The organism is Lysobacter hankyongensis, assembly GCF_039543145.1.
In the GTDB taxonomy this organism is placed as follows: Bacteria; Pseudomonadota; Gammaproteobacteria; order Xanthomonadales; family Xanthomonadaceae; genus Lysobacter_I; species Lysobacter_I hankyongensis.
Genome location: NZ_BAABJE010000005.1, coordinates 271,490 through 288,212 on the forward strand (window position 1 = coordinate 271,490; position 16,723 = coordinate 288,212).

The window sequence follows — 16,723 nt, forward strand, 5'->3', positions numbered from 1 at the left end:
ATGGCGGTTTCGCGAGGCGATCGCGACGCGCGCATTCCGGTCTGGATCGCGCTGTCGGAGTTGTATCTGGATACCGATGTGTCGGTCTTCCGCGATGCGATCGCGGAGACGCTCGCCGCATCGCCCTATTCGGTCGATGACTTGCGCGACATCCTGATGGACGACGTGCACCCGGCATTGCATGCCAATCTCATGTCGGTCGCAGGCGAATGGGCCGGTTTCGACGAGGCCTGGCTGATCGAACGGATCGAAACGGTCGGTCGCCAGCCGCGCTGGCGTCGTCGCATGAGCCGCTGGTTCGCGCGTGATATCGACGCGCAGTGGCGCGCGCTCGAACCGATGATCCTCGCCGCACGGAACGCCGAACCGCAACGATGAGCGCGCGCCTGCACACCACGATCAGCGGCGAAGGCCCGCCGCTGGTCCTGATCCACGGCTGGGCGATGCATGGCGGCGTGTTCGCGCCGCTGGTCGAACGCCTGCGCGATCGTTACACCCTGCATCTCGTCGATCTGCCCGGGCACGGCCTGAGCCGCGACGACGCCACGCCGCTGGCCTTCGATGCCGTCTGCGACGCGCTGCACGCGCAACTGCCGGTGGCGCCGTGGATCGGCTGGTCGCTGGGCGGCATGTTCGCGCTGCATGCCGCGGTGCATGCGCCCGAACGCGTGCCGGCGCTGGTCGCGCTGTGCAGCAGCCCGTGTTTCGTGCGCGGCCCCGACTGGCGCTACGGCGTGTCCGCCGAGATCTTCCGCGACTTCGCCAAGGGCCTCGGCGACGACTATCGCGCCACCCTCGACCGCTTCGTCGCGCTCGAAGCCTTCGGTTCGGACCACGCGAAGGACGAGATCCGCGCGCTGCGCGCCGAGCTGTTCGCCCGCGGCGAGCCCGCGGCGCGGGTGCTCGTCGACGGCCTGCACATCCTCGAAACCGCGGACCAGCGTCCGCTGTTGCCGCAGCTGCGCGTACCCAGCCTGTGGATCGCCGGTCGCCGCGACCGTCTGGTCGATCCGCGTGCGATGCGCGAGGCCGCGGAGATCGTCGAACGCGCGGGCCACGCGCCTGCGACCTTCGCGCAGATCGAACACGCCGGACACGCGCCGTTCCTGACCCATGTCGATGAGGTTGTCGGGCATCTCGCCGAGTTCCTCGTCGACTTCCCCGCCGCGACCGGCGGCGACGCGTGAACGCTCCCGTCGACGCCGCGCTGTTCGACCGGCGCCACGTGCGCCGCGCGTTTTCGCGCGCGTCGTCCAGTTACGCCGACGCCGCGAAGCTGCAGCACGAGGTCGAAGCGCGGCTGCTGGAATCGCTGGACTACTACGCCGAAGGCCGCGCCGTCGACGCGCAGGCGCCGGCGGTCGTCGTCGATCTGGGCTGCGGCCCCGGTGGCGCGTCGCGGGCGATGCGCGCGCGCTGGCCGAAGGCGCGGGTGCTGTCGCTCGATCTCGCCCTGCCGATGCTGCGCGCGCACGTCGACGCGCCCGCGGGCCTGCTCGATGCGCTCCGTCAGCGCCTCGCGCGCGCGCCCGAACGCGTCTGCGCCGACGCCCGCGCGCTGCCGCTGGCCGAGCACAGCGTCGATCTGCTGTTCTCGAACCTGTGCCTGCAGTGGATCGAGGATCTGCCCGCGGTGTTCGCGGGGTTCCGTCGCGTGCTGAAGCCGGGCGGCATGCTCGTCGTTTCGACCTTCGGTCCCGACACGCTGTACGAACTGCGCGGCGCCTTCGCGACCGCCGACGCGGTGCCGCACGTCAGCCCGTTCGCCTCAATCGCACAGTTCGGCGACGCGCTCATCGCCAGCGGCTTCCGCAATCCGGTGCTCGACCGCGACGAACTGGTCACCCGCTACGACGATCTGCCGGCACTGATGCGCGAACTGCGTGCGATCGGCGCCACCAACGCACTGCGCGCCCGCCGCCACACCCTCACCGGCAAGGCCCGCTTCGCCGCCGCCGCGAACGCCTACGAACCGCTGCGCGACCACGGCCGCCTCCCGGCCACGTGGGAAATCATCACCGCCCTCGCCTGGGCCCCCGAACATGGCGTCCCGATCCGCGAAGGCGGCGAGGACATCGCGCGCTTCCCGGCCAGCGGGATTCCGGTGCGGCGACGTTGATCGATCTGTCCGCCGTCGTCGTTCTGGCCGCGGTCGCGACCTATCTCGTCTGGCTTGGTTTGGCCTGTCTTTTCGCGCCTGCCCGCGCCGCGCGTTTCCTGACCGGGTTCGCGACATCGCCGGCCACGCATATCCTGGAAATGGTGTTGCGCCTGCTGGCCGGCTGGGCCTTTCTGCGGTACGCGCCGCGCACGAATTATCCCGCGGCCTTCGTCGGCATCGGCATCGTCCTCGTCGTCACCACGGGCTTGCTGCTGCTGGTCCCGTGGCGATGGCATCGCCGTTTCGCGCAGCGCGCCGTCCCGGTCGCGCTGCCATTTCTGAGCCTGATCGGCATCGTGTCGCTGGCGTGCGGCGGTGCGCTGCTGATGGCGACGCTGGGCCGCGCCGGTTGAGGGTCGAGACGAAGACGCTCCCCGCGGACGGCCCCGCTTGTTGATCGCCGACGGCGTTGGCTATGCTCGCGACAGGCGCTGCACAGTCGCACGGAGACCCGTCATGCCCCGATTCTCCGCACAGCGCTTCGCATTCCTCTTCATCTTCATGCTGATCGCCGCCGGCGCCGCCGCGGCGAAACCGCCTTCGCTGCCGGTCTGCCTCAAGACATCGGCGAAGACCGGCGCGCCCTTGCCCGCGGTCACCTACAGCGACATGCATGGACTATGGGGCGGCACGACACTGACGCTCGAAGCCGATGGCCGCTATACCCGTGCGCAGGCGGAGCCTGGACAGCCGCCGCAGCGCGTCGACGCACGCGTGGATCCCGCGCGGCATCGCGCCCTGGTCGGCCTGTTGATCGAACTGAAGATCTGGCAACAACGCGTGCCCAAGCGCATCGCGGTGCCCGACGAAAGCACCGCATCGCTACGCATCCGCTGCGGAACCGCCGAGGCCGCGATCTGGGAGTGGTACAACGATCTCGACAAGCATCGCCGCATCGCCCGTGTGCGCGATGCGTTGCGGGCGTTGGAGCCGGCAGCGGCGCCATGAGCGGTCCCGATTTCCGGGTATTCCAGCGATGCTGCGGAATGCCAGCGATTGACTGCCTGGAATCGTCAGTGGCAGCCTCCGTGTTACGCCCCGATTTGAGTTCTAGTCGTAGTTAGGTCACAGAATCCACATCCCTTTGCCGGAATGACCGATGAAAACTCGACAACTTCGTTTATTCGTTGCCTCGCCCGGAGACGTGAAATACGAGCGCGACAGTCTCAGACATGTCGTTGAGGAGTTGAACACTACTGTCGGCGCGTTTAAGCAAATGACGTTCGAACTCGTTCGCTGGGAGACGCACTGCAACCCAGGCCTTGGACGAGCGCAAGGCTTGATCAATGACCAAATCGGAAAGTACGACATATTTCTGGGAGTCATGTGGCGCCGGTTTGGCACGCCTACAGGCCTAGCCGAGTCTGGCACGGAGGAAGAGTTCCGAAGAGCGCTAGAACTTTGGCAGCGAGACAAGGAAATCCAAGTTCTGTTTTATTTTTCTCAGGCACCGTTCGCCCCAAGGACACAGCTGGAACTAGATCAGTGCGGGAAAGTGCTCAGATTTCGATCCGAACTCGAATCGCTGGGTCTCGTATGGGAATACGGCAATTCCAAGGACTTTTCGGACGTTGTGCGCCCTCACCTAGCGCGGATTGCTCTCAACCTCCCAGATGAATCTTCCAATCCAACACAACGGTTGAGCATTTCGCGTCCTGTCAAAGTTTTCATCGCCTCATCCGTTGAAGGTCTCAGTTTGGCGCAGCGAGTTCAGGACGGTCTGACACAAGTCGGCATCGAATCAGTTGTCTGGACAGAAGCCTTTCCAGCGGGAAAAACTGTGCTGGGCGCACTGGACGAAATACTTACTGCCTGCACAGCTTCAGTGATGGTGCTTACGGCGGACGATGCTGTTATCGCTCGCGGACAAGACAGGCGAGTGCCTCGTGACAATTTGGTGTATGAGCTTGGGCTATTCCATGGGAGGAACGGCCGCAATCGAACATTCGTGCTCGCACCGGCAAGCGTTACGCTCCCTTCTGACCTATCGGGCATGGTCTACCTACGCATGGATCCAGAGCGAGCAGAAGCGGCGATACATCAGCTCCAAAGAGAACTAAGTGCGCTCAAGCCTGCGGCCTAACAATTCGTTCAAGCCAGCCCCATGTCATGGCGGCGGCCACCTGCCTGCGCTACGCTAGCACGCGTCCGCCGCCCCGCTGCGGGGCGGCTTAACTCAGGCGTTAGGTCTCTCATGACACCTCTTCCGCGTTGGAAAGAATGGATCAAGATTGTAGGTGATGATGTTTCCAACATCCTACTTGCACGAGCCCTTTTTCTATCTTTTCAAGACCTTATTGACGAAACACCAAAACTACAAAAGTCAGATTACTTCCATGACTACTTTAGAGAATCCTACATCTCTCATCTTGGCATTGGGCTGCGGCGACAGTTCAAATTTCAGAAGGACAGTATTTGCCTGAAGAAACTCCTATGCGAGATTCGCGAGCAAAGTCACCTAATAAACCTAGATTATTACGAATCACTGTACTCCGATTCGGCAATGAAAAAATATGCCGCTAATGATTTCTACTCAATCATTGGCTCAAACAATAAAAGTCTATCTCCTGAGGTCATTGAGATCGATATTGAATCCCTCAATGCTTCTGCATCTACTGTTGAAAGCTTTCTTGATAGAAGAGTTGCACATTTTGACCGCAGACCTCCATCAAGAATGCCAACATACGATGATCTTCATGGCTGTCTAGACGTTCTAGAAAGACTTACTGTCAAATACCACATGCTCCTCACAGCCGAGTCTTATGAAACTCTAGAGCCCGCGGTTCAATACGGGTTCTTGGACATATTTAGGGATGATATTGGAGAGACCTAAAAATTCGTTCAAGCCGCCCCCACATCGTGGCGTCGTCCACGTGACTCCGCTACGCTAGAGCACGTCCGCCGCCCCGCTGCGGAGCGGCTTAACTTAGGTGTTATCCCTGATGCGCGCCACCTCAAGTCTCACAGCACTATTCTTCCTTGTCTTCATGTTCCAAAGTGAAGCGCTGTCGAAGGAGTCGGTCCCGGAATGGCTTGTTGGCTACTGGCATTACACCTTTGATGACGGCTCAACGACAGATGCAATTGAATTCAGGAAGAATGGAGAATACGTCGATTACTCGAAGGACTGCATCCCCGTTGGAACGGGACGGTTCGAGCTGAAGAATGGAAGTATCTACATAATTCGAACCCGTTCCGGCATTGATAAAATTTCATCACCAATGGTGCCAACAGGCGATCACAAGCATCTTGTCGTCGTACTGAAAAATAACGGCAAGCGTGCTTCTTTTTGGCGCTCACAAGTCTGCGTTAGAAATAAGGGCTAAAAATTCGTTCAAGCCGACAGCACATCGTGGCGTCGGCCACATGCCTACGCTACGCTAGTACGCGTCCGCCGCCCCGCTGCGGGGCGGATCAACTCAGGTGTTAGGCGTCAATGGAAGTTCTTTCGTTATCAATCCAAAACCAGTTTCTAGTCGAGTTGAGTCATCTCAAACCAGACTCGAAATTGGAAAGCACAGAAGTCCTTCGCTATCTGCATACAACCGAGAAGCGAGGCGACAAGTCGTTTCCTATTCATGAATGCCTCGGGCTGGCTAAAATTAACTTGTCTGAGCAGGCCTGGTTCTTGCTTGGATTGTTTACGAAAACGCGAAAGTGCGATTGGGGGCTCGATACTATGGAGTGTGGTGACAGATTGAATCCACCACGCCCACCATTCCACTTCTTTGATTGCAGACCCACTCCGACTGAAATTGCAACTTTCATTGCCGAGAGGCATGCATTTGAAGTGCGTTCGGATCAACGCGTCCTTACGGATTTTTCCGCTGGAGATGCATGCCGATTTGACGCCTAAAAATCCGTTCAATTCGTTCAAGTCGACCTCGCATTGTGGCGTTGGCCATGTGCCTTGGTGTGCGCGAGTACACCCTGCCGCCTCGCTGCGGAGTGCCTTGATTCAGGTGACAGGCGCCAGACAATGATCCCTGCCGATGTTCATCATTCGCAAAACCAGTTCGTTGATGATCTCTTCCTGGACGTCGCGGATTTGCGCGTGGTTTCGGTCGGAAACGAAAGATATGAAATCACTGCCGTGCTGCCGAACCGCCAGAGGATTCTGATCGCGATGCGCACCGCTCGAAAAGGCAGAATCGACACCTCGATCGAGGCGGACAGCGAAGTGCTCGTACGACTCCCTCATGAGGTCTCTGCAGAAGGAAGGCTCTCCCTGCTGGAAGTTTCCTCATGCAGCATGCATCTGGAACAGATGGCCCGCGGGCATTACTGGCTCGGGCTCACCATCGATGGGCTGGATACCGTGCATATCGACTTCACCACCCGCGGTTATCTCAAGGTAACCTGTGCAGAGCGACCGGCGAGCCCCGACGCCGGCACTTGAACATTCGTTCAAGCCGATCAGCCGCCGACCTGCGCCATCCAGTCCTGCAGGTTGTAGCAAGTAGCCCGGGTAAGGCTGAAAGCCTTACCCGGGAGATTCGGATGGTTTGATCTCGACTTCATCCCGGGTAAGCGCGTTGCGCTTACCCGGGCTACGCCATCGCGGATCGAACGTTTCCCCAGCGATCTCGGGGGCACATCGCGGCAGATACGCAATCGAGTGAGTTGCGGCTTCAACGCACCTGCGCGATCCAGTCCTGCAGGTTGTAGTAATTCGTGACGCGGGCGATCCTGCCGTCGCGCAGTTCGAAGAACGCGCCGCCGGGGAGCACGTAGGTTTGTCCATGCGCGGGCGGCAGGCCTTCGTCGGCGACGAGATATTCGCCATGCACGACGTATTCGGCCGCGGCGCGCGCGCCATCCGGGCAGGCCATCACCACGATGTCGCGCAACTGTTCGTGATAACTGCGGTCCATGCGCGCGAGGAAGGCGGCGAAGGCGTCGCGGCCGGTTTCGCGCGCGCCCTGGTTGAGGTCGTGGGCCACGTCGTCGGTGAGCAACGCCAGCATCGCGTTCCAGTCGCCGCGGTTGAAGGCGGCGTAGTAATCGAGCACGAGGGTGGTGGCGCGATCGTGGGCGCGGGTGCCGTCGATGATCATGGCGAATCTCCCTGGAGGCGGCGCGACAGGCCGGCGGACACTTCTGCGAACAGGTCGCGGTGGAAGAAGTACACCTCGGCGGCGAGGAAGCGCCAGCGGGTGTCGAAGCTGCGGTAGCGGCTGGTCGGTGTGGCCGAGCCCAGGCAGTCGATGCCGATCTCCGCGCAGATGCGCAGCGCGCGCGACAGGTGCAGCGGGTCGCTGACCACGACGGCGCGGGTGAGTTTGCGGCTGCGCATCAGCGCGGCGGCCTGGCCGAGATTGTCGCGGGTGTTGCGGGAGACGGTTTCGATCAGGATCGCCCGGTCGGGCACGCCCTGGCTCAAGGCATAGCGACGGCCGACCTGCGATTCCGCGAAGCGCGCGCCGGCGCCGCCGAAGCCGCCGGTGAAGATCAGGGTCGGTGCGATGTCGCGTTTGTACAGCGCGATGCCGTGGCGCAGCCGCTCCTCGAACACCGGCGACGGCCGCGCGTCGTAGGCGGCCGCGCCCAGCACGATGATGGCGTCGGCGCGAACATCGTCGCCGGCGGCGTCGTCGCGGCCGCCGACGTGGACGATGTAGGTCGCCACGCCGACGATCCACAGCAATGCGAGCAGCAGCAGCCGGCGCAGCCAGCGGAACGGCCCGCGACGCCGTCGCCGACGACCGTCGGCGCGCTGGATCAGCGGCGGCAGCCCACCGCGGCTCACGCCATCGCCTGCCACGGCAGGGCGTCGAGATCGACGTTGCCGCCGGAGAGCACGATGCCGACGCGTCGCCCGGCGAAGCGTTCGCGATGCTGCAGCACCGCCGCGAAGGCGATCGCGCCCGAGGGTTCGACCACCAGTTTCAAGCGTTCGAAGAGCAGACGCATCGCGGCCACGGTCGCCGCGTCGTCGATGGCCAGGAGTTCGTCGACATGCCGCTGCAGCAGCGCGAGCGTCCGCGGCGCGAGGTGTCCGCGCAGGCCGTCGCAGACGGTGCGCGCGGTCATGTCGGTGATGCAGTGGCCTTCGCGCAGCGAGGCGATGGCGTCGGCGGCGCCGGCGGGCTCCGCGCCGATCACCTCGATCTGCGGGCGCAGGGTCTTCGCGGCGAGCGAGCAGCCCGACAGCAGGCCGCCGCCGCCGACCGGGGCGAGCAGGGCGTCGAGCGCGGGTTCGCTGCGCAGCAGCTCCAGCGCCACCGTGCCCTGACCGGCGATGACGTCGGCGTCGTCGAAGGGGTGGACGAGATGGGCGCCGCTCTCGGCCCGCAGCGCCTCGGCCGCGGCCTCGCGGGCGGCCATGGTCGGCGCGCAGCGCACGATGCGCGCGCCGTAGCCGGCGATGCCCGCCAGCTTCACCGCCGGTGCGCCCTCCGGGACCACCACGGTCGCCGGGACGCCGCGCAGGCGGCTGGCGAGGGCGACGGCCGCGCCGTGGTTGCCCGAGCTCTGGGTGAGGATGCCTCGGGCCGCGGTGGCGGCGTCGAGAGCGAAGATCGCGTTGCAGGCGCCGCGGAACTTGAACGCGCCGACCCGCTGCAGGTTCTCGCACTTGAAATGGAGCTCGCACCCGGCCAGTTCGTCCAGCGATCGCGAGCGCAGCACCGGCGTCCGCTTGGCGTGCGGGGCGATTCGCGCGGCGGCGGCCAGCACATCGGCGAAGGCGGGCAGCATGGGGCCGGACAACGTCGAGCCGGGCGATGCGTCGCCGTGCGGCAGGGAATCGGGCGTCGTCACGGCGGCGGTCATGCCGACATCGTAGCAGGCGAGGTCGGCGCGACCGGGCGCCCGCGAACCCGCTCGCGAGGGCTTCGCTTAAGGACGGGTTCAATCGATCGGGCGGATGCTCGACACTGCGACGGACCGATCCGTCGGCGACATTCCACAGGGGTCCATCATGTTCCGTCTTGGTCTGCTTGCGACACTCTCCGCGCTGATTCTGACCGGTTGCGTCAGTACCTACGCCTATCGCGATGGCGACGGCGGCGATTACTACTATTCCGACCCCGAAATCGAGTACTACGACGCCTATGGCCAGCCCTACAGCACCATAGGCTACGGCTATCCGGGCGGCTGGTACGGCAGCATCGGGTATGGCTACGGCTACGCGCCCTATCTCTATTACCCGCCGCATTACTGGCACCCGCGCCGCCATCATCGGCCGCCGTACGGGCATCAGCCGCCGCCGCCGGGTCCGCCGCCGGGCGTGATCGTGAATCCCCCGGGCGGCAACCCGCCGGGTGGCGGTGGTGGTGGCGGGAATTTCCGCGATCGCGACCACGACCGCGAAGGCGGCCCGTGGCGTTACATGGACGACATCGCGCGGCGTCCCAGAACGCCCCAACCGCCGCCGCCGGGCGTGGTGGGCGGCAGCAAACCGAGGACGCCGGTGTCGGTTTCGCAGCCGCCGCGGCGCATGCCATCGCCGCCGCCGGGCGCGAGCAATCCGCCGCCGCGGCCGCAGATGGAATCGCCGCGACCCTCATCGCCGCCCGGCGGTCGGATCGGACCGCGGGAACGAGAATCCCGTCGCGATACGACGCCCTGAAAGCGCTTGCCAAGAGACCGAATTGGTCGCAAGCTAACGACGAATGACCGGTTGCGTCGGATTACGACGTACCACGGTAAGAATCGCCGACCCCGGCGGGGAAATCCGGATCCCCCCTGTTCCGCTCCCCGTCGGGCGTCGGCACCTACTCAGCGGCGCATGCGACCTCAACGGTGCATGCGCCGCTTTCGTTTCGGACGACGGCAACGGCCGCGGCGCGAGCCGACCCGGATGGGCCGGATCGCGGGCAAAAAAAAGGGGCCGAATGTCCCCCGACATTCGGCCCCTGGCTCCCTCAGCGCGCACGTGGCCAGCCCTGTTCCACCCCGGCCAGCGCTTTCGCGCCTGCCGCACTGAGTGCCAATTGGGATAAGCAGGTTGCGTGCCAACTTTGGTCGCGCGCCTGCAGGACGGGCCGGCGGCGATACACTTCCATCCGCCGCGCGGCCCGATCGCGACAACCGACAAATGCCTGCATGAACGACTTCTACACCTTCGACGTGATCGTGATCGGTGGCGGCCACGCCGGGACCGAGGCCGCGCTCGCGTCTGCGCGCGTCGGCGCACGCACGCTGCTGCTGACCCACAACATCGAGACCGTGGGCGCGATGAGCTGCAACCCGGCCATCGGCGGCATCGGCAAGGGCCATCTTGTGAAGGAGATCGATGCGCTCGGCGGGGTCATGGCCCGCGCCGCGGACGCGGCCGGCATCCAGTGGCGCCGGCTGAACGCATCGAAGGGTCCGGCGGTGCGTGCGACGCGCTGCCAGGCCGACCGTTCGCGGTATCGCAGCTTCATCCGTCGCGCGGTGGAGACCGCGCCGAACCTGACCGTGTTCCAGTCCGCGGTAGACGACCTCATTCTGGAAGGCGATGCGGTCCGCGGTGCCGTCACCAACACCGGCCTGCGCTTCCATGCCCGCGCGGTGGTGTTGACCGCCGGCACCTTCCTCGCCGGCAAGATCCACATCGGCGAGACCCAGTACGCCGCCGGGCGCATGGGCGATCCGCCGGCGGCCACGCTGGCCGCGCGCCTGCGCGAGCGCCCGTTCGCCATCGACCGCCTGAAGACCGGCACGCCGCCGCGCATCGACGGCCGCAGTCTCGACTATTCGCGGATGGAAGCGCAGCCCGGCGACGATCCGAGGCCGGTGTTTTCGTTCATGGGCAGCACCGCCGATCATCCGCCGCAGGTGCCGTGCTGGATCACGCATACCAGCGAGCGCACCCACGAGATCATCCGCAACGCGCTGCACCGTTCGCCGCTGTACAGCGGCCAGATCGAAGGCATCGGCCCCCGTTATTGTCCGTCGATCGAAGACAAGGTGGTGCGTTTCGCCGAGAAGGCCAGCCATCAGATCTTCGTCGAGCCCGAAGGCCTGGATGTGTTCGAGATCTATCCGAACGGCATCTCCACCTCGCTGCCGTTCGACGTGCAGCTGGATCTCGTGCGCAGCATCCGCGGCTTCGAGAACGCGCACATCACCCGTGCCGGCTATGCCATCGAATACGACTTCTTCGATCCGCGCGGGCTGAAGACCTCGCTGGAGACCAAGCTCGTCGAGGGCCTGTTCTTCGCCGGCCAGATCAACGGCACCACCGGCTACGAGGAAGCGGCGGCGCAGGGCCTGATCGCCGGCCTCAACGCCGCGCGCCACGTGCGCGGTCTGGCGGCGTGGTCGCCGCGGCGCGACGAGGCCTACATCGGCGTGCTGATCGACGATCTGATCACCCACGGCACCACCGAGCCGTATCGCATGTTCACCAGTCGCGCCGAATATCGCCTGCAGTTGCGCGAAGACAACGCCGATCTGCGGCTCACCGGGACCGGCCGCACCCTGGGCCTGATCGACGACGCGCGCTGGGCGCGCTTCTCGCGCAAGCGCGATGCGGTCGCGGCCGAAACCGAGCGGCTCGGTGCGGTGTGGGCGGCGCCCAACAATACGCTCGGCCGCGAAGCGGTGGCGACGCTGGGCATCGACCTGAGCCGCGAGACGCACGCGCTCGATCTGCTGCGCCGGCCGGAACTCGATTACGCGCGGTTGATGACGGTGCCGATGCTGGGTCCGGGGGTCGACGATGCCGATGTCGCCGAGCAGGTCGAGATCGAGGCCAAGTATTCGGGCTATCTCGCCCGCCAGCGCGAGGAGATCGCGCGCCAGCAGCGTCACGAACACACCGCGATTCCCGCCGACTTCGATTACGCCCTGGTGCGCGGGTTGTCGAACGAGGTGCAGCAGAAGCTCGCCCGCGTGCGGCCCGAAACCGTCGGCCAGGCGCAGCGCATTCCGGGCATGACGCCGGCGGCGATCTCGCTGCTGCTGGTGCATCTCACCAAACGGCGCGGCGCGGCGGCCTGAGGCCGTCGCGGGCTCAGCCGAACAGGCGATGCAGGGTGCGCTGCATCCAGCCGCCGCTCTGATGATTGCGGCTGAAATGGTCGAGGTAGCGCTTCACCTGTTCGGAATACGCCTTGTCGTCGCTGCGAATATGGTTGAACAGCCAGCGCGACAGCATCGAGCGCAGCTCATCGGCCACATCCTCGCCGGCATCGAAGCGCAGCTTGTACTCGTTCACGCGCCGCGTGAACATGTCGTGCACGCGTTTGTGCGCGGCGCAGAACTGATAGCCGGCCTCTTCCATCAGCTCTTCTTCGAACGCGAAGTGCGACATCGTGTAATCGACGAGCTCGCCGATCGCGTCGGCGATCGCATCCTGATCGTGGCCGGCGGCGCCGAGCGCATTGATCAGATCGACGATGCGTTCGTGTTGCCGGTCGATCACGGCGATGCCGGTGTCGAGTTCCGGTGTCCAGACGAGTGCTTTCATGGGCGCTTCCTGCGTATGCGTCGTGGTGGTGGTGTACTCTCTCCATCGCGACATCCTGAAGTTTTGAGCCGAATCAAAATGCGAGCGACCACATCCGCATGCGCGGAACGGAAAACGCGAACCGTGAGACGTTTCGCGCTTCCTGTCCGAGGTTTCCGGGCGCGATCACGATGCGTCGCATCCTGATCGTCGGTCCCGGCGGCAGCGGCAAATCGGCTCTTGCCCGACGTATCGCGGCGCGGCTGGATCTGCCGTTGATCCATCTCGATGCCCGCTACTGGCGCCCGGGTTGGGTGGCGCCTTCGAAGGACGACTGGCGACAAACGGTCGAGCGCCTGACGCAGGACGAGCGCTGGGTGATGGACGGCAACTACGGCGGCACGCTCGGGCTGCGCCTCGACGCCTGCGACACCGCGATCCTGATGGACCTGCCGCCGCGCGTCTGTCTGTGGCGGGTCCTGCGGCGACGCTGGACCTACCGCGGCGTCTCGCGCCCCGACATGGCACCCGGGTGTCCGGAGACCATCGACCCGCGGTTCCTGGGGTGGATCGCGCTCTACCGCTGGCGCAATCGTCCCGCGGTGCTCGCGCGATTCGCCGAGGCCGCGGCTGCGGGCAAGCGGACGCTAGAGCGTGTTATGTACTTTTTCATGTGCCGCGAAGGTCGTCTGCGGGCCCGAGCCAAGGCGCGCGCCGCGGCCAAGGCTGGCGGCCTTGGCAAGGTGCGCAACGCTGGATCGGGCCCGCAGACGGCCTTCCCTCCGGGTTGCGCCCCTGTGGCGCCGATCCTGCGGTCCGTGACTTGCCTTGGCCGCCAGCCAAGGCTGCGCCACGGAACCTTGCCTCGACGCCACAGGCTGCGCAACGCGACACATGAAAAAGTACATAACACGCTCTAGTGCTGGATTCGGATGCGGCCGTCGAGGCGTTCCTCGCGACATTGCCCGCCGCGGGCGGATGATGCGCCCGTGGCGGATGGCGTACGCTTGGCGCATGCGCACTCTTCTCCGCTCCGCTCTTGTTCTGATCCTCGTCTCGGTCGCCGGGTGCGGCGAGGAGGCCCCGCCACCGAAGCCGCTGATCGCCGGCGATCTGACCATCGAAGCCTGGCCGCTGCCGGCGATGCCGGGTTCGGCGCAGCCCGATCTGGTCGTGGCGCCGGATGGTCGCCTGTTGCTCAGCTGGATCAACACCCAACCCGGACGCCGACCGGCGTTCCAGTTCGCCGAGTCCTATCCCGACGGCCGCTGGGCCACCGCGCGCACCATCGCGGTCGGCAACTCGATGTTCGTGAACTGGGCCGACACCCCGCACATCGCGGCCACGGCCGATCGCGCGCTGTGGGCGCACTGGCTGCAGAAATCCGCGGACGCGCCCTACGCCTACGACGTCATGCTGGTGCGGTCGCTCGATCACGGCATGAACTGGAGCGCACCGCGCAAGGTCCACGACGACACCACCACCACCGAGCACGGCTTCGTCTCCTTCTGGCCGCAGGGCGACGATGCCCTGGGCGTGGCCTGGCTGGATGGCCGCAATACCGGAGCCGGCGATCACGACGGCCATGGCGACGCCTCTCACGGCGAGGGCCACGGTGGCGCGATGACCGTGCGGGCGGCGGTATTCGACGCGGCGCTGCGCCCGTCCGCGGCCGCCGAAATCGACGCCAGCACCTGCGATTGCTGCCAGACCGATGCGGCCGCGATCGGCGATGGCGCGCTGCTGGTCTACCGCGACCGCAGCGACAAGGAAATCCGCGACATCTACGCCACCCGCTTCGACGGCGAGGTCTGGTCGAAGCCCGTGCGCGTGCATGCCGACGACTGGACCATGCCGGCCTGCCCGGTCAACGGTCCATCGGTGGCGGCGAGCGGCGAGGCCGCGGTGGTGGCCTGGTACACCGCGCCGGGCGATACGCCGACGATCAAGCTGGCGCGTTCGACCGACGGCGGCGCGAGTTTCGGCAAGCCGCTGACGGTGGACAGCGGGGCTGCGGTGCTGGGCCGGGTCGCGGTCGCGAGCGACGCGCGGCAGGTGTGGCTGGTCTGGATGCGCGAGGACGCAGGCAGGCAGTCGCTGTGGTTGACGCGTTATTCGCCCGACCTCGCGACGGAACTGCAGCGCACCCGGCTCGCCGACGTGCAGGGCGGCGGCCGTGCCACCGGATTGCCGCGGCTCGCGCTGCGCGGCGACGCCGCACACGTGGTGTGGACTGATGTCGTCGATGGCCAGCCGCAGCTGCGCGGGATCCGGCTGACGGCGCGATAGCCTTCACGGCGGCGGCTTTCGGATTCTCGAGTTTCACGACCGACATCGTTCCGGCGATGCGGGACGTGGTCCTGCTGCGCTACGCCATTTCGAAAAATCGATCGATTTTCTTCAGCCGAGATGTTCCAGCGCCAGATAGTCCGCGCTCTGCATTTCGATCAGGCGCGATGCGGTGCGTTCGAACGCGGCGGCCAGACGCTCGCCGCGATACAGCGCGTGCGGCGCCGCATCCGCGCTGCACACGAGATTGACGCGGCGATCGTACAGTTCGTCGATCAGCGTGACGAAACGGCGCGCGGCATCGTCGTTCTGCGCGTCGAACGCGGGGATCCCGCCGAGCAGCACGGTGTGGAATTCGGTGGCGATCTCGATGTAGTCGGCGCTGCCGCGCGGACCTTCGCACAGTTCGCCGAAATCGAACCACGCCATGCCCTTGGTGCGCGCGCGCACCGCGATGCGGCGACCGTCGATGTCGATGCCGGCATCGCGGTGGCCGTCGTCGCCGTGCAGTTCGTGCCAGCGCGATTCCAGCCAGACGTCGCTGTCGGCGTCGAGCGGCGCGCGGTAGACCGGCGATCGGATCAGCGCGCGCAGCCGGTAGTCGTTCGGCGAATCGAGATGGACCACATTGCAGTGGCGTTCGATCAGCGCGATCGCCGGCAGGAAGCGCGCGCGCTGCAGCCCGTCCCTGTAGAGGTCGGAAGGCGCCGCGTTCGAACTGGTGACGAGGACGATGCCTTCCTCGAACAGGCGTTCCAGCAGCCGGCCCAGCAGCATCGCGTCGCCGATGTCGCTGACGAAGAATTCGTCGAGCACCAGCACCCGCAGCGAGGTGCGCCACTCGCGCGCGATCGCCGCCAGCGGATCGCGCTCGCCGGCATGCGCGCGCAGGCGTTCGTGCACTTCGCGCATGAAGCGGTGGAAATGGGTGCGCCGTTTCTCGCGGATCGGCAGCCCGGAATGGAAGAGATCGATCAGGAAGGTCTTGCCGCGGCCGACGCCGCCCCACAGATATAGGCCGTTCGGCGAAGGCGTTACCGGTTTGCCGAACAGCGCATCGAGCAGACCCTTGCGCGGCTGCGGTGCGGACAGGATCGCATGCAGGCGGTCGAGTTCGCGCAGCGCGCCGTGTTGCGCGGGGTCGTCGTTCCAGTCGCCGCGGGCCACGCCCTCGGCGTAGCGCGCGGATGGCGCCGCGGTGTCGCTCATGATGCGGTGCCGGTCTCCGGCAGGTGCCGCTGCACGCCATGCTTGATCGCGCCGCGCAGATCCATGAGTTTGCGATGGAAGAAATGGCTGGTCTCGGGCATCCGCACGATCTCGGCCTGCGCGCCGATGCGCTGCAGCCAGTCGTACACCGCCTGCGGGTCGACGATCTCGTCTTCCTCGCCCTGGATCACCAGCCACGGCATCGTCGGCGTGGCGATGCGTTCGAACTCCCAGCGTCCGGCCGGCGGCGCGATCGACACCAGCATCGCCGGACGCAGTTCCATCGCGGCGCGCAGGCTGACGTAGGCGCCGAAGCTGAAGCCGGCGAGCCACAGTGCGGCGTCCGGGCGCGCGGCGCGCACCCAGGCGACCACCGTGCGCAGATCGTCGAGTTCGCCCTCGCCGTGATCGAATGCGCCCTCGGATTGGCCGACGCCGCGGAAGTTGAAGCGGACGGTGGCGATACCGAGTTCGCGCAGGCTGCGCGCGGCCATCGTCACCACCTTGTTGTGCATGCTGCCGCCTTCGGTGGGCAGCGGGTGGCACAGCACCGCCACCACCGGCACGGCGGCGACATCGGCCTCGGGCGGATCGACCGCGACCTCGAGCGCACCCGCCGGTCCCGGCAGGGTCAAGACGGTCGCGACGGCGGGGAAGGCGGGCGAGGTCATGTGGGGATGATA

At 65.6% G+C, this 16,723-nt stretch carries 19 protein-coding genes; 13 read left to right on the plus strand and 6 right to left on the minus strand.

The features are described from left to right. The 9 genes from ABD974_RS07170 to ABD974_RS07210 all read left to right on the plus strand — a co-directional run bounded on the left by ABD974_RS07170 (position 1) and on the right by ABD974_RS07210 (position 6,560). The gene (locus tag ABD974_RS07170) at positions 1–378 is read left to right on the plus strand and encodes a DUF7079 family protein (protein WP_345302618.1); all 378 of its coding nucleotides are present in this window, start codon (positions 1–3) and stop codon (positions 376–378) included. A gap of 8 nt (positions 379–386) precedes the next feature. Beyond that, positions 387–1,187 carry a pimeloyl-ACP methyl ester esterase BioH gene (bioH, locus tag ABD974_RS07175; protein ID WP_345302794.1) on the plus strand — a complete coding sequence of 267 codons (801 nt, stop codon included), beginning with the start codon at positions 387–389 and terminating at the stop codon, positions 1,185–1,187. Then, positions 1,184–2,119, plus strand: a complete 936-nt coding sequence (bioC, locus tag ABD974_RS07180) for a malonyl-ACP O-methyltransferase BioC (RefSeq protein WP_345302619.1) — start codon at positions 1,184–1,186, stop codon at positions 2,117–2,119. The genes bioH and bioC overlap by 4 nt, the downstream gene beginning before the upstream one ends. Next, positions 2,116–2,514, plus strand: coding sequence for a hypothetical protein (locus tag ABD974_RS07185; protein ID WP_345302620.1), 399 nt, complete (start codon positions 2,116–2,118; stop codon positions 2,512–2,514). The genes bioC and ABD974_RS07185 overlap by 4 nt, the downstream gene beginning before the upstream one ends. Positions 2,515–2,617: 103 nt before the next feature. Then, entirely contained in the window at positions 2,618–3,109 is a 492-nt protein-coding gene (locus ABD974_RS07190) for a hypothetical protein (protein WP_345302621.1), read from the plus strand. 151 nt (positions 3,110–3,260) lie between these two features. Further along, a complete protein-coding gene (locus tag ABD974_RS07195; protein ID WP_345302622.1) occupies positions 3,261–4,244 on the plus strand; it encodes a TIR domain-containing protein in 984 nt (327 codons plus the stop codon). 420 nt (positions 4,245–4,664) lie between these two features. Next, entirely contained in the window at positions 4,665–4,994 is a 330-nt protein-coding gene (locus ABD974_RS07200) for a hypothetical protein (RefSeq protein ID WP_345302623.1), read from the plus strand. 109 nt (positions 4,995–5,103) lie between these two features. Continuing rightward, complete coding sequence (locus ABD974_RS07205) at positions 5,104–5,487, plus strand: hypothetical protein (protein ID WP_345302624.1); 384 nt, start codon at positions 5,104–5,106, stop codon at positions 5,485–5,487. 653 nt (positions 5,488–6,140) lie between these two features. Beyond that, positions 6,141–6,560 (plus strand): hypothetical protein, encoded by a 420-nt coding sequence (locus tag ABD974_RS07210; RefSeq protein WP_345302625.1) that lies wholly within the window; start codon positions 6,141–6,143, stop codon positions 6,558–6,560. A gap of 232 nt (positions 6,561–6,792) precedes the next feature. Here the strand turns inward: ABD974_RS07210 and ABD974_RS07215 are convergent, their stop codons facing one another. Genes ABD974_RS07215 through ABD974_RS07225 form a run of 3 tightly spaced genes read right to left on the minus strand, consistent with a single transcriptional unit; the run spans position 6,793 to position 8,860 of the window. After that, entirely contained in the window at positions 6,793–7,218 is a 426-nt protein-coding gene (locus ABD974_RS07215) for a ketosteroid isomerase-related protein (RefSeq protein ID WP_345302626.1), read from the minus strand. Continuing rightward, on the minus strand, positions 7,215–7,910 hold the full coding sequence (locus tag ABD974_RS07220) for a YdcF family protein (RefSeq protein ID WP_345302627.1): 696 nt from the start codon (positions 7,908–7,910) through the stop codon (positions 7,215–7,217). The genes ABD974_RS07215 and ABD974_RS07220 overlap by 4 nt, the downstream gene beginning before the upstream one ends. Continuing rightward, a complete protein-coding gene (locus tag ABD974_RS07225; RefSeq protein ID WP_345302795.1) occupies positions 7,907–8,860 on the minus strand; it encodes a pyridoxal-phosphate dependent enzyme in 954 nt (317 codons plus the stop codon). Before ABD974_RS07225 ends, ABD974_RS07220 begins: the two co-directional genes overlap by 4 nt. Positions 8,861–9,083: 223 nt before the next feature. On the opposite strand from ABD974_RS07225, the gene ABD974_RS07230 reads away from it, so the two are divergent. After that, positions 9,084–9,734 carry a hypothetical protein gene (locus tag ABD974_RS07230; protein ID WP_345302628.1) on the plus strand — a complete coding sequence of 217 codons (651 nt, stop codon included), beginning with the start codon at positions 9,084–9,086 and terminating at the stop codon, positions 9,732–9,734. Positions 9,735–10,210: 476 nt separating this feature from the next. Continuing rightward, positions 10,211–12,094, plus strand: coding sequence for a tRNA uridine-5-carboxymethylaminomethyl(34) synthesis enzyme MnmG (gene mnmG, locus ABD974_RS07235; RefSeq protein ID WP_345302629.1), 1,884 nt, complete (start codon positions 10,211–10,213; stop codon positions 12,092–12,094). A 13-nt stretch (positions 12,095–12,107) separates the two neighbouring features. On the opposite strand, the gene ABD974_RS07240 is transcribed toward mnmG, so the two are convergent. Further along, entirely contained in the window at positions 12,108–12,563 is a 456-nt protein-coding gene (locus ABD974_RS07240) for a bacteriohemerythrin (protein ID WP_345302630.1), read from the minus strand. A gap of 98 nt (positions 12,564–12,661) precedes the next feature. On the opposite strand from ABD974_RS07240, the gene ABD974_RS07245 reads away from it, so the two are divergent. Both ABD974_RS07245 and ABD974_RS07250 read left to right on the plus strand, forming a co-directional pair. Next, positions 12,662–13,462: an AAA family ATPase gene (locus tag ABD974_RS07245; RefSeq protein WP_345302631.1), complete on the plus strand. Its 801-nt coding sequence runs from the start codon at positions 12,662–12,664 to the stop codon at positions 13,460–13,462. Between the two features lie 94 nt (positions 13,463–13,556). After that, complete coding sequence (locus tag ABD974_RS07250; RefSeq protein WP_345302632.1) at positions 13,557–14,831, plus strand: sialidase family protein; 1,275 nt, start codon at positions 13,557–13,559, stop codon at positions 14,829–14,831. A gap of 111 nt (positions 14,832–14,942) precedes the next feature. Here ABD974_RS07250 and zapE read toward each other — a convergent pair whose 3' ends face one another. Further along, the gene (gene zapE / locus ABD974_RS07255) at positions 14,943–16,040 is read right to left on the minus strand and encodes a cell division protein ZapE (protein WP_345302633.1); all 1,098 of its coding nucleotides are present in this window, start codon (positions 16,038–16,040) and stop codon (positions 14,943–14,945) included. Continuing rightward, positions 16,037–16,711 carry an alpha/beta hydrolase gene (locus ABD974_RS07260; RefSeq protein ID WP_345302634.1) on the minus strand — a complete coding sequence of 225 codons (675 nt, stop codon included), beginning with the start codon at positions 16,709–16,711 and terminating at the stop codon, positions 16,037–16,039. The genes zapE and ABD974_RS07260 overlap by 4 nt, the downstream gene beginning before the upstream one ends. Between the last annotated feature and the right edge of the window lie 12 nt (positions 16,712–16,723).

Excerpts from the sequence above, each read along its gene's own strand:
- ABD974_RS07170 (WP_345302618.1), top strand. The coding sequence starts at position 1 with ATGGCGGTTTCGCGAGGCGATCGCGACGCGCGCATTCCGGTCTGGATC.
- ABD974_RS07190 (WP_345302621.1), top strand. The coding sequence starts at position 2,618 with ATGCCCCGATTCTCCGCACAGCGCTTCGCATTCCTCTTCATCTTCATG.
- ABD974_RS07195 (WP_345302622.1), top strand. The coding sequence starts at position 3,261 with ATGAAAACTCGACAACTTCGTTTATTCGTTGCCTCGCCCGGAGACGTG.
- ABD974_RS07200 (WP_345302623.1), top strand. The coding sequence starts at position 4,665 with ATGAAAAAATATGCCGCTAATGATTTCTACTCAATCATTGGCTCAAAC.
- ABD974_RS07205 (WP_345302624.1), top strand. The coding sequence starts at position 5,104 with ATGCGCGCCACCTCAAGTCTCACAGCACTATTCTTCCTTGTCTTCATG.
- ABD974_RS07210 (WP_345302625.1), top strand. The coding sequence starts at position 6,141 with ATGATCCCTGCCGATGTTCATCATTCGCAAAACCAGTTCGTTGATGAT.
- ABD974_RS07215 (WP_345302626.1), bottom strand. The coding sequence starts at position 7,218 with ATGATCATCGACGGCACCCGCGCCCACGATCGCGCCACCACCCTCGTG.
- ABD974_RS07225 (WP_345302795.1), bottom strand. The coding sequence starts at position 8,860 with ATGCTGCCCGCCTTCGCCGATGTGCTGGCCGCCGCCGCGCGAATCGCC.
- ABD974_RS07230 (WP_345302628.1), top strand. The coding sequence starts at position 9,084 with ATGTTCCGTCTTGGTCTGCTTGCGACACTCTCCGCGCTGATTCTGACC.
- mnmG (WP_345302629.1), top strand. The coding sequence starts at position 10,211 with ATGAACGACTTCTACACCTTCGACGTGATCGTGATCGGTGGCGGCCAC.
- ABD974_RS07240 (WP_345302630.1), bottom strand. The coding sequence starts at position 12,563 with ATGAAAGCACTCGTCTGGACACCGGAACTCGACACCGGCATCGCCGTG.
- ABD974_RS07245 (WP_345302631.1), top strand. The coding sequence starts at position 12,662 with ATGCGCGGAACGGAAAACGCGAACCGTGAGACGTTTCGCGCTTCCTGT.
- ABD974_RS07250 (WP_345302632.1), top strand. The coding sequence starts at position 13,557 with ATGCGCACTCTTCTCCGCTCCGCTCTTGTTCTGATCCTCGTCTCGGTC.
- zapE (WP_345302633.1), bottom strand. The coding sequence starts at position 16,040 with ATGAGCGACACCGCGGCGCCATCCGCGCGCTACGCCGAGGGCGTGGCC.
- ABD974_RS07260 (WP_345302634.1), bottom strand. The coding sequence starts at position 16,711 with ATGACCTCGCCCGCCTTCCCCGCCGTCGCGACCGTCTTGACCCTGCCG.